Source organism: Sorangium sp. So ce124 (assembly GCF_051525235.1).
Classification (GTDB): Bacteria; Myxococcota_A; Polyangia; order Polyangiales; family Polyangiaceae; genus Sorangium; species Sorangium atrum.
Window position 1 is genome coordinate 11,396,955 of the sequence record NZ_CP150312.1, and the last position, 12,789, is coordinate 11,409,743.

Annotated in this window: 11 protein-coding genes; 5 read left to right on the plus strand and 6 right to left on the minus strand. The window is 71.4% G+C overall.

Going from position 1 to position 12,789, the window contains the following annotated elements:
• Positions 1-173 precede the first annotated feature (173 nt).
• On the minus strand, positions 174-1,802 hold the full coding sequence (locus WMF19_RS42825) for a sigma 54-interacting transcriptional regulator (protein WP_437895647.1): 1,629 nt from the start codon (positions 1,800-1,802) through the stop codon (positions 174-176).
• 333 nt (positions 1,803-2,135) lie between these two features.
• Between WMF19_RS42825 and WMF19_RS42830 the strand changes: the two genes are divergently transcribed.
• A complete protein-coding gene (locus tag WMF19_RS42830; protein ID WP_437895648.1) occupies positions 2,136-3,431 on the plus strand; it encodes a serine hydrolase domain-containing protein in 1,296 nt (431 codons plus the stop codon).
• A 30-nt stretch (positions 3,432-3,461) separates the two neighbouring features.
• Here the strand turns inward: WMF19_RS42830 and WMF19_RS42835 are convergent, their stop codons facing one another.
• The 5 genes from WMF19_RS42835 to WMF19_RS42855 all read right to left on the minus strand — a co-directional run bounded on the left by WMF19_RS42835 (position 3,462) and on the right by WMF19_RS42855 (position 8,701).
• The gene (locus WMF19_RS42835) at positions 3,462-4,424 is read right to left on the minus strand and encodes an NAD(P)-dependent alcohol dehydrogenase (protein ID WP_437895649.1); all 963 of its coding nucleotides are present in this window, start codon (positions 4,422-4,424) and stop codon (positions 3,462-3,464) included.
• Positions 4,425-4,484: 60 nt separating this feature from the next.
• The gene (locus WMF19_RS42840; protein WP_437895650.1) at positions 4,485-5,459 is read right to left on the minus strand and encodes a hypothetical protein; all 975 of its coding nucleotides are present in this window, start codon (positions 5,457-5,459) and stop codon (positions 4,485-4,487) included.
• Between the two features lie 111 nt (positions 5,460-5,570).
• Entirely contained in the window at positions 5,571-6,305 is a 735-nt protein-coding gene (locus WMF19_RS42845) for an iron-containing redox enzyme family protein (RefSeq protein ID WP_437895651.1), read from the minus strand.
• 103 nt (positions 6,306-6,408) lie between these two features.
• Complete coding sequence (locus WMF19_RS42850; protein ID WP_437895652.1) at positions 6,409-8,370, minus strand: putative Ig domain-containing protein; 1,962 nt, start codon at positions 8,368-8,370, stop codon at positions 6,409-6,411.
• A gap of 91 nt (positions 8,371-8,461) precedes the next feature.
• Positions 8,462-8,701 (minus strand): hypothetical protein, encoded by a 240-nt coding sequence (locus tag WMF19_RS42855; protein ID WP_437895653.1) that lies wholly within the window; start codon positions 8,699-8,701, stop codon positions 8,462-8,464.
• A 384-nt stretch (positions 8,702-9,085) separates the two neighbouring features.
• Here WMF19_RS42855 and WMF19_RS42860 point away from each other — a divergent pair, with 384 nt between their 5' ends.
• From WMF19_RS42860 to WMF19_RS42875, 4 genes are all read left to right on the plus strand, one after another.
• Entirely contained in the window at positions 9,086-9,673 is a 588-nt protein-coding gene (locus WMF19_RS42860; protein ID WP_437895654.1) for a dihydrofolate reductase family protein, read from the plus strand.
• Positions 9,670-10,677: an RNA polymerase sigma factor gene (locus WMF19_RS42865; RefSeq protein WP_437895655.1), complete on the plus strand. Its 1,008-nt coding sequence runs from the start codon at positions 9,670-9,672 to the stop codon at positions 10,675-10,677. Before WMF19_RS42860 ends, WMF19_RS42865 begins: the two co-directional genes overlap by 4 nt.
• A gap of 97 nt (positions 10,678-10,774) precedes the next feature.
• Positions 10,775-12,028, plus strand: coding sequence for a hypothetical protein (locus WMF19_RS42870; protein WP_437895656.1), 1,254 nt, complete (start codon positions 10,775-10,777; stop codon positions 12,026-12,028).
• A 167-nt stretch (positions 12,029-12,195) separates the two neighbouring features.
• Positions 12,196-12,756, plus strand: a complete 561-nt coding sequence (locus WMF19_RS42875; protein WP_437895657.1) for a hypothetical protein — start codon at positions 12,196-12,198, stop codon at positions 12,754-12,756.
• Positions 12,757-12,789 lie beyond the last annotated feature (33 nt).

The window sequence follows — 12,789 nt, forward strand, 5'->3', positions numbered from 1 at the left end:
CCCGATTGGCAGGAGTTCAGGCTGCCTTTCGACACTTTCCCTCTTGACCACCTGTCGGTTGCCAGCGTCGAGTTGATAGTGACGCTGTATCAGCGTAGCAACGCCGATCCGGGAGGGGGCGTCCCGCGCGCTGGGCGCCGGGGGCGCGGCGCTCTCGTCGCGCTCGTGAGCGCTCAGGGCGACCGCTTCCGCGGCCGCGGGATGCCGTACTCGTCGATGCGGTTGATCAGCGTGCGCAGCGAGACGCCGAGGAGCTTGGCGGCGCGCGTCTGGTTGCCCGCGGACCGCTCGAGGGCCTCGACGACGCGCTGTCGGTCGGCGGCCTTCATCTCGAGCCGGAGCCTCGCCAGGGCGTCGCCGCTCGGCGGCGGTGCGTCGGCCGGCGGCAACCCGGCGCCGCTGGGCGGAGGCGGCGGCAGCGCGACGCGGCCCGACGGAGGTGCGTCGCCGCTCGACGGGGGCGCGGCGCCGCCGGGCGGGGGCGCGGCGGCGCTGGGCGGCAGCGCGGCGCCGCTGGGCAGGGGCGCGGCGCCGCCGGGCGGCAGCGCGGCGCCGCTCGGCGGCAAGGGCGGCGGCGGGGGGATGGTGCCGCTGGGCCGCGACGCGGCGCGGCTCGACGGGGGCGTGGCGCCGTTCGTCAGGTGCGGCGGCAGATCGGCGGGCAGGACCGACTCCCCTGCGCACAGGACCGCCGCGCGCTCGATCACGTTGCGGAGCTCGCGAACGTTCCCCGGCCAGGCGTACGCCTCGAGGGCGGCGAGCGCCTCGGGCGAGATGCGGGGCGCGCCGCGCTGGTCGAGCTGCCGGCACGCCTCCTCGAGGAACCTGCCTGCGAGCGGGCCGATCTCGGCGATCCGCTCGCGGAGCGGCGGGACGACGAGGGAGATGCCGTTCAGCCGGAAGTAGAGGTCCTGGCGGAAGGCGCCGCGCGCGATCTCCGCCTCGAGATCGCGGTTGGTCGCCGCCACGAAGCGGAGGTCGAGCCGGCGAGGGGTGCGGCCCCCGATGCGGAGCACCTTCCGGTCCTCGAGGACGCGGAGCAGCTTCGCCTGGAAGGCGAGGGGCAGCTCGCCGATCTCGTCGAGGAACAGCGTGCCGCCGTGGGCCGCCTCGAGGAGGCCGGGGCGCGCGTGGCTGGCGCCCGTGAAGGCGCTCTTCTCGTGGCCGAAGAGCTCGCCCTCGAGGAGCGACGGCGGCAGCGCGGCGCAGTTCAGCTCGACATAGGGCCCGCTCGACCGCGGCGAGCGCGCGTGGAGGGTCCGGGCGAGCACCTCCTTGCCCACCCCCGTCTCGCCCAGGATGAGCACGCTGATGGGGCTCCGCGCGGCGCGGGCGGCCTGCTCGTAGAGCGCCACCATCACCGGGGCCAGCAGCACGATGTCCACGGGCGGCTTGCCGCGGTCGGGCTCCTCGGCCGCCCCCGCGGGCGCGCGGCCGACGACGACGGTGGTCGCGCCGAGGTTGAAGCGCTCGCCGACGCCGACCTCCGCGCTCTCCCGCGAGAGGCGCCGCAGGCGGTGCGTGCGCGCCGTCAGCGCGCGGGCCTGCGGCTCGCCGACGAAGGTGCCGTTGGCGCTCCCGAGGTCCTCGATCCGGAGCGGCGGGCCGACGTGGAGCGCCGCGTGCCGGCGCGACACCGAGCGATCGTCGATCCGCACGTCGCACCCCTCGTCGCGGCCGAGGACGACGCGGCCGTGGGGCGGCAGCGGGGCGAAGGTGACCGTGCTGCCGGCCACGATCGCGAGCCGGAGCGTCGTCGTGCAGGAGCCCCGCACATCGCCGCCGGGAAAGCCTTCGTCCACGAGCACATCCTACGCGGCGCCGCGCGCCGCCGTGCGTTGGTTTGGCGTTGGTTTGCACGAATCATGCAAAACCGTGCAGAGCGATGCGGCCGCGCAGGCGATCGCGCGGCCGATCGTGCAGTCGGGTGCACGATCGGCGCACCGTCCGCCGGAGCCCTCGCGCGGCGGCGCCGCGAACCGTCGGGGACGCTGCTCGGCACGCCTCCTGCTGTCCAGGAATTCGGGCGATCGCGAGCGTCGATGGCGACCTCAGCGACGGCGCGCGAAGGCGCGCCCGAGCGGGCTCTGCAGCGGCACGACCCGCCCCCTACGGATCACGGATCAGGAGCGAGCATGTGCACCGAGCATGGATCTTTCAATCGCAGGCGCCTTCTCCAGGGGCTGGGCCGTACGGCGGCGGTGGCCGCGTTCGCACCGGCGTTCCTGTCGACCAAGGTGGCTGAGGCGTACGCGCAGCCGACGTACGAGCACCTCGTCCCTGGGCGGCCCGAGGGCGTCGGTCTGTGCTCGGAGCGCATCGAGGACGTCTTCGCGCGCATCCAGCGCCGGGTGACCGACGGCCTGTTCCCGGGCGCGGTGGCCCTGATCGCGCGGCGGGGGAGGATCGTCGGGCACCGGGCGTTCGGCTCCCGGGTCCGCGGCGCGAACGAGCCGATGACGCTCGACACGCTGTTCGACCTGCTCTCCATCACCAAGGTCCTCGCGACGGCGACGTCGGCGATGATCCTCGCGCAGGACGGTGTGCTTCGGCTGAACGATCGGGTGGCCGACTTCATCCCGGAGTTCGCGGCCAACGGCAAGCAGGCCATCAAGGTGCGCGACATGCTCCGGTACACGGCAGGCTTGCCGCTGGACAGCCAGTTCCTGGACGATCCGGACTGCGAGCGCGTCTGGCAGCGCATGGCGGAGTCGCCGCTCGAGTACGTGCCTGGCACGCAGGTGCTCTACAGCGATCTCACCTACCGCCTCCTCGGGCGGGTGATCGAGGTCGCTTCGGGCATGGATCTCGACGCCTTCGCGAAGGCGCGCATCTGGGGCCCGCTCGGCATGAGCGACACGACCTTCAACCCGTCGGGGGCGCTCATCTCGCGGACCGCGGCCACGGGCTACTCCGAGATCCGGGGGAGGGTGGTGCGCGGCGAGGTGCAGGACGAGCAGGATCACGCGCTCGGCGGGATCGCCGGCTGTGACGGTGTCTTCTCGACGGCGCGGGACATCGCGGTGTTCTGCCAGATGATCCTGAACGGCGGCAGGTACGGCGGCGTCCGCGTCCTGAGCCGCCAGGTCGCCGCCGCGATGGTGAGCAACCAGACGCCCGAGGTGAGGGCGTCGGAGACCGACGTGTCGCCGCTAACGAATCTCCTGATGACGCCCAAGGGGTATGGCTGGGAGCTCGCGACCCACCGCTTCTCCAACGGCGGGTCGCGCCTCTCGAGCGGCTCGTACGGCAAGGCGGGCGGCACCGGGTGCTTCCTGTGGATCGATCGCCGCCGCGAGCTGATCGGGGTCATCCTGACGAACCACGGCTTGCCCACGCCGTTCGATGAGATCGGCTGGAACCGGATGCTCGACGCGGTCGGGAACGCGGAGTTCTTCGACGGGATCGTCAACGCCGTCATCGACGAGTGAGCCCGGCGTCGGTCGGTGGAGGGGGCGCCGTCACACGGTGATGACGATCTTCCCGCGCGCTCTCCCCTCGCCGAAGTAGCGGAACGCGTCGGGGACCTCGGCGAGCGGAAAACAGCGATCGATGACGGGGCTCAGCTTGCCCGCCTGGAACAGCTCCCCCAGGGCGGCGAGGTCGTGGTTCGCCTTCGCTGCCAAAAGGCGCATCTTCTTTTGCTCGCTCCTCGATATCCACGGCCCGATGAGCAAGAGCTGAAAGATTCGACCGATGGAGCCCCCGAGCATCACGTAGGTCCCCCCTCGGTTCAGCGCGCGCGCGTAGTCGAACATCGAGCGGTGGGCCGCGGCGTCGAGGATCAGATCGTAGGTCTTCCCGCTGGCCGTGAAGTCCTCTCTTGTGTAGTCGATGACCTCGGCTGCGCCGGCCGACCGCATCGTCTCCAGCTTCTCCGTCCGGTCCACGCCGGTGACCTCGGCTCCGAGCGACGTGGCGATCTGGATGGCGAAGGTGCCGACGCCGCCGCCTGCGCCGTTGATCAAGACCTTCTGTGCGGGCCTGAGCCCTCCCTCGTCGCGGAGCCCCTGAAGGGCCATCGCGCCTGCCTGAGGGAGGGCCGCGGCTTGCTCGAACGTCATCCCGGCCGGCTTGGGCGTCAGCGCGCTCTCGCGGGCGCGCGCGTACTCGGCGAATCCGCCCCAGCCGCACTGGCACAGATCTCCGAACACCTCGTCACCGGGCCGGAAGCGGGTCACGTTCTTGCCAACCGCCTCGACCCGGCCTGCGATGTCGGCTCCCGGGACCTTGTGCTTGGGCCTGAGCAGCCCCCAGAAGCGAAACAGCACCGGCGTTCCGGTCACGAGATCCCAGTCCCACGAGTTCACGGAGGCCGCGTGGACCCTCACCAGGACGTCGTCGTCGCCGACGTCGGGCCTCGGGATCTCCGCGAGCCTCAGGACGTCGGGGGAGCCGTATCGGTCGTAGACAATCGCCTTCATCTCGTCTCCGCGGCGCTCCCGCGGCCGCTCAGGCTCCCTCCAGCGCCGGGCGGCGCGGCCTCACTTGCCGCAGCCGACGCGCTCCGAGTTGAGCGCGAGGTCGTCGTACCACATCGTCTTGGCCCCGCCGTGGTACTTCTCGAACCCGAACTTGAAGAGCTTGTAGTCGTACGGGCCCCAGTCCGTGACGCCCATCGCGGTGACCTCGGTGCCGTCCACGAACACGTTCACCGAGCGGCCCGGCCCGTTGTAGTGGAACTCGAGGCAGTACCAGGTGTTCGCGACGAGCTTCACGCCGCCGCTGCACATGTACGTTCCGCCGTTCGAGAGCTTCTCTTTGTCGTCGCTCTTGCGGTTCAGCTCGAGCTGACACTGGTGCTCGCCGATGCGGATCTGCTCCCCGTTGTTGGGATCCCCGTTGCCTTCCACGGCCGCGACATACGTGTTGTGGCCCATCTGGATGTCGGTGGCGCTCTTGAGGTAGATCCTGCCCCAGAAGTTGCTCGGCACGGCCACGCCGAGCATCTGGCTGAAGTCCGTGCCCGAGACCTTGACGGAGTGGGTGCCGCTGTGACCTGTGCTGTCCAGCGTCACGAACTCGCCCATCCTCGCGCGCAGGTACTCCGGGAAGAACTGGACCTCGGAAGGCAGCGAGCCACCCTCGAAGTCGGAGCAGAAGATGCTGCAGCCGCCGGGGTCCGTGCCGCCGGTCGCCGCCGTGCTGGTCGTTGTGTCGCCGGCTCCGGTGCTCGCGGCGCTCGCGGTGACGTCGCCTGAGCCGCTGCTCGTGGCGCTCGCGGCGACGTCGCCTGAGCCGCTGCTCGTCGTGGCGCTGCCGCTGGTGGCGCTGCCGCTCGTGGCGCCGCCGCTGGTCGCGCCGGGGCCGGAGGAGGTGCTCCCGGGGCCCGGGCCCGCAGCGTCGTCGCCCGACCCGCCGGCGCCGCCGGCCCCGGAGCTGGATTCGCCGCCGCACGCGGCCACGGACCCGAGCGTGAACATGGCAAAGAAGGCAAAGGAACGAGCCGAGAAGGACATACTGGGAGATCTCCTCAAGAACGGGCGCAGAACGGCCCAAGCGATGCGCGCGATACTACCAGTGAACGCTGCGCGTGTCAGGCAGAACCGGAGGAGTGCGCCGGGGCCAGCTCAGGCCTGACGGAGCCCCATCGCGCGCGCGACTCCATCCCGGTATGCCAGCCAGGCCGCGTGCGCTGCGGCGACCGCGGACGCGATCGCGTCCGCCATCGGGCCCTCGTCCGGCGCGTGCCCCAGCACCATCTCCCACGCGTCCCGCCGGTGCCCCCCTTCGACAGCCCGGTGCGCCCTCGCCAGGCGCATGCGCTCGGGCGGACACCCGTAGTGCCGCACCATCGGGTGCGCGCGCAGCGCCTCCTCGATCGGCGGCGCCTCGCGCTGCCCGAGGAGCTCTGCGCGCTCGTGCACGCTGCCCTCCACGAAGATCGTCAGCACCGCCGCGCCCACGACCCACGGCGGCGCCGCGCTCACGCGGTCGAGCAGCGCCCTGTAGGCGTGGGCCTCGGGCTCGAGCGGGATCGACTCGTCCTCGATGGCCGCGCGCGGGATGCCCAGGCCGTCGATCATCTCCAGGAAGAGCGCCGGGTGCGACACGCCCAGCGAGAGCTTGCCCGTCTGCTCTTCGAAGAGGTTCTCGGCGAGGGCGCTGCGCACCGCGGCCGGCGGCGACTGGCCGAGCACGCGCGCGAGCAGCACCGGGAAGTCGCGCACGTAGACCCGGTATTCGTGCCTGAAGTGGACCGCGAGCTGGTCTCGCGTGAGGCCGGGGCCGGTGAGGTGCGCCCAGGCCCAGTGGTTCTTGCGGTCCATGATCGCGAGCAGGCGTTCCTGAAGACGACGCGTCATGCGGCAGCTCCTCGGCAAGGGGGGAGCCTTCGTTGTACAGCACCGAAGGCGTCTGCCCAGCGCCGTCGTCGCAGCTTGCGCGGAGGGCGGCGCGCCGCCAGGATCAGCGGCAGACGACGTTCGCGTCGTTGCGTCTGGCTGCTCTCCGACGGAGCGCGCCGAGCGCCGTCGTCGCGAGGAGCAGGAGCAGCGCCGCGGGCGCGCGACGGTGGCCGGGCACCGTGCAGCCGCAGCCGCTCGGCTCGCCGGTGCTGCCCGCAGCGCCGGCCTCTCCCCCGCTGCCGGCTCCGCCGGCGCCCACGCCCGCCGTCCCGGCGCCTCCACCTCCTCCGGTGTCGCCTCCACCTCCTCCGGCGCCGCCTTCACTCGTGCTTCCGCCTCCGCTCGATCCGCTCGTGGCGGCCGCGCTCGAGGCCTCGCCCGTCCCGCCCGGCGGCGACAGCGTGTACATGAGCGCCGCGCCGGCGGGAACGTCGGCGGACAGGGCGTCGCTCATGCCGCTCACGTCGGCGCGACGCCACAGATCCCGGATCACCGGCGTTCCCGTGACGCCCAGCTGCGAGAACGACGCGGACATCGTCATGTCCCGGTCTCCATGATTGAAGAACGCCACGGCCTTGCGGTCGCCGCTCAGGTCACGGACCCAGATCTCGCCGCCGTCCACCGTCGTGCGGCGGCCGCGCGCGCCGAGCGCGTCCTGGTTCACGGCGAGCACCTCCTCGTTGGTGAGCAGCGCGAGCGTCCACGCGTCCGAGCCGAGCCGCGCGGGGTTGCCGCCGAACATGAGCGGCGACGGCAGCATGGTCCAGAGCGACATGATCGTGACCTGCTCGTTTTGGGTGAACCTCGTCTGACCCGACGCGTGCCATTCGTTGCGCGGGCCGAGGTAGCCGAGCGGCAACATGTCGAGGTCGGGCCAGTGGCCCGGGGTGAGGTCGCTCACGCCCTGCCAGGTGCTCGCGGCGCGGAGCACGCCGGGAAGATCGGTGAGCGCGTTGTAATCCCAGAAGTCGTTCACGACGCGCCACATGTTGGCGTTGCTGTTCAGGTGGCCGGACGAGGCGATCAGCCACGAGGGATCGTTGGGACCCGGCGAGAAGCTCAGCATGATCGAGCGCCCGGTCTTCTCCACGGCCCTGTGGATCGCATCGGCCTCGGCCTGGTGGTACCTGCGCGTCGAGTTGTTGAGCATGTCGTCGATCTTCACGAAATCGACGCCCCAGGACGCGTACTGCTGGAAGAGCGCGTCGTACCAGGCCTGTCCCGCCGGCGTGTCGCCGCGAACGCCCCACATGTGCTCATCCCAGGGACAGGGATCGTCGGGGTTGCCCGCGTCGCGCGTGGTGTAGCTCGACCCCGCGATGGGGAGATTCGCGTTGTACGATTTGCGCGGCACGCCGCGCATGATGTGGATGCCGAAGCCCAGGCCCATCGCGTGGATGCCGTCCGCGAGGGTCTTGAAACCGTTGCTGCCCGTCGCCGATGGGTACTTGCCCGTGGCCGGCACATAGCGGCCGTTCGCGTCGATCGGCTGCCCGGGCTCGTACCATCGATAGTCGATGACCACGGTGTTCCAGCCGTACGGCTGGAGGTACGTCCTCACGGCTTGCGCCTGCTCGATCATGTCCTGCTCGGTGACGCTCGCGCCGAACGAGTCGTAGCTGTTCCAGCCCATCGGAGGCGTGAGGGCGAGCGTGCTGCCGGACTGCAGCGTGTACGTGGCGCTCGCCGTGCCGGCGGCGTTGGTGACGGTGACCTGGACCGGATAGGAGCCGGCGGCCGGCGTCGTCCCCGAGATGATCCCCGTGGACGACGTGAGCGTGAGCCCCGCGGGCAGCCCCGAGACAGAAAACTCGAGCGGCGCCCGGCCGGTGGCGGGGATGGCGAACAAGAACGGCGACGAGGGCGAGGCACCGTACACGAACGGGCCTTGCAGGCGCGGCGTGGCGGGCGCCTCCGTCATCGAGATGTCGATGCTCGACTGCGCATGTGCGGCGCCGCTCAGGGCGCTGGTCGTCGCGAGCGTGGCCCCAGCCAGAAGAAGGAAGGCGCGAGGTCGTTTCATGATCTCCTCTGAGCTCTTGGATGCATGTCAGGATGGCGTTCGGCGCACGAGCATCGATGCCCGTGCGTCGCGCCGTGAGCGGTTGCGGCAGCTAGCTTTTACGGGGCGCGTCGAAGCCCTGGACGGTGGTGGGCTCACCGAGCGCCTGGGTCGCGTGGTCGAAGACGGCGTAGCGGCAGCCCATCAAGAGCTCATCCGTGATCGCATCGGAGACGGCCGAGCGAACGGAATCAGCGCCGAGAGCGATCGGATGACGAACGCCTCGGCGCGCATGACGACCCATCCAGGGCGAAGCAAACAGATGCGGTTCAGGCTGATTGTGAACGTTCACATTGTCCGCGTCAATTCGAATCGACCGGCCCGGAGGCATCGTCCAGCCCGAGGGAGGACACGGCTGGCGGGGCTCCTCCGGAGCGCGGCGTCGATCACGAGGAGCGGGCGTGAGGCGCCGCGCTGGTCCTGCGCAGGAGCACCACGGTCTCCAGGCGCGGCTCGAACAGCGAAGCCCGCGTTATTGTGAGCGTTCACATTTTGTGAATCAGTACGCTCTCGCGCCGCGGGGATGGCGGGAGGCAGAGAAAGAGAGAGTACGCAGGGAGACGGGGAGGAGAGAGATAGATACAGGCCAAGGTGGAGAGGTGGGGACCCTTCTCTCTCCTTCCGAAAAAATTCTCGCCCCCCGTATCCTTCCGGCCGCGCCGTTCGTCGGTGGGCCATGACGACGACACCCCCGACCGAACGACGCCTCTACGTCTCCATGATCACCTCCCTCGACGGCTACATCGAGGGCCCGGGCCGCGAGCTGGACTGGTTCCAGGACGGCAACCCGCAGTTCGAGCGGTACTGCGGCGAGATGATCGACTCTGTCGGCCTGGCCGTGTACGGGCGCACCTCCTACGAGCTGATGCTCCAGTACTGGCCCGACGCCGAGGCGCGCCCGCGCTCGCCGCAGGACCTCGCGTTCGCGCGCAAGATGAACGCCCTGCCCAAGGTGGTGCTGTCCCGGACCCTGACGCACGCCGCGTGGGCCAACACCCGCGTGGCCCGTGACCCCGAGGAGATCGCCGCGCTCAAGCGGCAGCCCGGCAAGCCGATCGTCGCCTGGGCCGGCGCCGCCCTTGTGTCGACGCTGATCGAGCACCGCCTGGTCGACGAACTCCGCCTGGTGGTGCACCCGGTGGTGCTCGGGGGAGGCACGCCGCTGTTCGCGCGCCGCGATCAGCGCCTCTCGCTGCGGCAGATCCGGACCCAGAACCTGGGCGGCGGGCTGTCGGTCCTGTGCTACGAGCCGGTCTGGTCATGAGCGACGAGCCGCGCGACCTCGGCGAGCTGAGCAATGACGTGAAGGCGTCATGGCAGCGGTTCCTCGACGTGTTCGAGCCGCTCCGGCCCGAGCTGTACCGCTATTGCCGCTACCTGACCCGGAGCCCGTGGGACGCCGAGGACCTGGTGCAGGACACCATGGCCCGCGGCTTCGTCACGCTCGGCACCCTGTTCCACGAGCTGCCCAACCCGCGCGCCTGGCTGTTCCGGGTGGCGTCGAACCTCTGGATCGACCGCGCCCGGCGGCAGCGGCTCGAGCGCGACGCGATCGGTGAGCCCGCGGCAGCGGCTCCGGCGCCAGGGCACGCGCCCGACGAGCGGGCGTCGCGCGAGGCCGCTGGCACCCTGGTCGCGCACCTGTCGCCCCAGGAGCGCGCGGCGGTCGTGCTCAAGGACGTGTTCGATCTCTCGCTCGAGGAGGTCGCCGCGTCGCTCTCGACCTCGGTCGGCGCGGTCAAGGCGGCGCTGCACCGCGGCCGCGGCAAGCTCGTGGCGCCCGAGGCCGATGAGCCGCGGGCGCCCGCGCCGGGCGTGCTCGACGCCTTCTGCGCCGCCTTCAACGCCGGCGACCTGCAGGCCCTGACATCGCTGCTCCTCGACAGCTCGATCACCGAGATCGTCGGTGTGGTGACCGAGTACGGGCGCGAGCCCCCGGCCGATCCGCGCACCGGGTCGTTCGTCGGGAGCCTCTCGCCGATCACGACCACCGACGCCGGCGGGGTCGATGCCCGTCACCTGGTGGGATACCTCGGCGGCCCGCCGCGCTGCGAGGTGCGCGAGCATCGCGGCCAGCTCTTGCTGCTCTTCTGGTTCGATCACGACACCGGACCCGCGGTGCGCACCGTCTGGACCGTCGAGACCGACGGCGAGCACATCGCCCGCATTCGCAACTACTTCTTCACCCCCGATGTGATCGCCGAGATATGCCGCGAGCTCGCCGTGCCCTTCCGCACCAACGGCTACCGCTACTGGATCCACGGTTAGCGGACGCAAGGGTGAGCACGGCGAACAACGCCAAGGGGCGAGCCGAGAAGTACGTGCTGGAGATCTCCACGACAACGGGCGCAGAATGGCCCCGGCGATGCGGGCGACCTCCCGACCTGCCTTCGAGCTGACGAGCCACCGCGTCGGGCGGCGCTACGAGGGCATCGGCCGCGTCTTCGGAGGCCTCGCGCTGCTGGCGAGCGGGGGAGGGCCTTTTCTGGTCAGCGTGATCGCCCTGGTCCTCGCGCACGTGCTGGGCGACGATCCGAGCGTCCGCGGGTTCGCGTTCCACGCCCTGACGCTCACCGCGCCCGGTGTGGTCGTCGGCCTGGGCCTCTCGTTCGTGAGCGCCCTGCTCACCACCACCGCCGTCGGCTGGAAGGGGCCGGTGCGCGTGGCCGCCGACGCGGCCGGGCTGCGTTTCGACTCCGGCGCCGCGGAGCGCTCGATCCCGCTCGCCGAGATCCGCTCCGGCCTCGTCCTGTCGGACCTGCGCGTCCGCGTCGAGCTCCGCCTGCGCCGCGGGCGGGTGCTCGAGGTGCACATCGCGCGGGAGGAAGAGGGCGCGCGCCTGCTCGCGGCCCTCGGGCTCGGCCCAACGGAGCGGCGCGTCGCGGTCTCGCTCGGCAGCGTCCACCGCGAGCTCGCGGCCGGCTGCTTCGCTCTGCCGGCCTTCATGATCCTCTGGCTCGTCGTGATCATGGCGCTCTTCGAGCCGCTCACCGGCGGCTCCGGACCGGTCGTGGCGTGGTTTGCCCTCACCGTGCTGTCGACCTGGCTCCTCCGCCGCGCCGTGCGCCGCACCCAGGTCGTGGTGGGCACCGACGGCGTGCGCGTCGAGCGGTCCTTCTCGACCGCCTGGATCCCTTACGCCGAGCTCGACTCGGTCGAGAGGCGCGACGATGGGCTCCTCCTCTATCGCCGGGGCGGTGACGGTCCGGTCGTGCTCCGGACGGGGGAAGCCCTGACAGAGACGCTGGCGCAGCGCATCCGCGATGCGCACGAGGGCGTCGCCGGCGGCGCAGCGCCGCGCGGCGCCGACGCGCTGGAGCGGCGCGGCCGCGATCTCGCGCTCTGGCGCGAGGACCTCCGCAAGCTGCTCGCCGGCGACGGCTACCGCGCCATGGGCCTGACCCCCGAGGACGCGCTCCACACGCTCGACGACGCCAACGCCCCGCGGGATCGCCGGGTGGGCGCTGCCTTGCTCCTGCGCGTCGCCGGCTACCCCGAGGCGCAGGAGCACATCCGCATCGCCGCCGAGGGCACGGCCGACGATGCGTTGCGCGCTGCGCTCGAGAGCGCCGCCGAGGAGGAGGTCGATGACGCGGCGCTCTCGAGCGCCCTGCGGTGAGCCGCGCCCCGCTGAGCCACTCTGGGCCACCCGCGACGGGGGATCGGGCGGCGCTGCAGAAGGCGAGAGCTCGGAGATATCGGGCGTTGGCGAGATGGCACATGCCCTGCACGGTGCCGTCAGCGGAGGTGTTCATGTCGCGTAGCTTTCTTCCGGAAGATGCAGCCTTGTTGTCACCGCTGCCCACGCCGCCGCCTCGGACGGCGGCCCTGGTGCAGCGGGTGTCTCGAGCGGCCGCAGCGGCTGCTGCCGTCTTCGTGGTCGCCTGTGGTCCTGCGGGCGTCGACGAGGGACACGACCCGGGCGATCAAGGCGAAATCATCCCGCCGATGCCGCCGCCGCCTCCGGACGAGGAGATCATCCCGCCGATGGCGCCGCCGCCGGACGGGGAGGATGGCGAGATCGTCCCGCCGATGCCGCCGCCGCCGCCGGACGGAGAAGATGGGGAGATCATCCCGCCGATGCCGCCGCCGCCGGATTGCGAGGGTGGGGAGATCATCCCGCCGATGCCGCCGCCGCCGCCGGACGGAGAAGATGGGGAGATCATCCCGCCGATGCCGCCGCCGCCGCCGGACGGAGAAGATGGGGAGATCATCCCGCCGATGCCGCCGCCGCCGCCGGACGGAGAAGATGGGGAGATCATCCCGCCGATGCCGCCGCCTCCTCCCGATGGGGAAGAGGGGGAGATCATTCCGCCGATGCCGCCGCCTCCTCCCCCGTGCAAGTGAGGCGCTCGATCATCGCACCGTTGCGCTCCCCAA

What these genes read in the sequence shown, in the direction of transcription:
- WMF19_RS42840 (WP_437895650.1), bottom strand. Translation starts at nt 5,459, where the DNA reads ATGTCCTTCTCGGCTCGTTCCTTTGCCTTCTTTGCCATGTTCACGCTC.
- WMF19_RS42845 (WP_437895651.1), bottom strand. Translation starts at nt 6,305, where the DNA reads ATGACGCGTCGTCTTCAGGAACGCCTGCTCGCGATCATGGACCGCAAG.
- WMF19_RS42860 (WP_437895654.1), top strand. Translation starts at nt 9,086, where the DNA reads ATGACGACGACACCCCCGACCGAACGACGCCTCTACGTCTCCATGATC.
- WMF19_RS42835 (WP_437895649.1), bottom strand. Translation starts at nt 4,424, where the DNA reads ATGAAGGCGATTGTCTACGACCGATACGGCTCCCCCGACGTCCTGAGG.
- WMF19_RS42830 (WP_437895648.1), top strand. Translation starts at nt 2,136, where the DNA reads ATGTGCACCGAGCATGGATCTTTCAATCGCAGGCGCCTTCTCCAGGGG.
- WMF19_RS42865 (WP_437895655.1), top strand. Translation starts at nt 9,670, where the DNA reads ATGAGCGACGAGCCGCGCGACCTCGGCGAGCTGAGCAATGACGTGAAG.
- WMF19_RS42850 (WP_437895652.1), bottom strand. Translation starts at nt 8,370, where the DNA reads ATGAAACGACCTCGCGCCTTCCTTCTTCTGGCTGGGGCCACGCTCGCG.
- WMF19_RS42870 (WP_437895656.1), top strand. Translation starts at nt 10,775, where the DNA reads ATGCGGGCGACCTCCCGACCTGCCTTCGAGCTGACGAGCCACCGCGTC.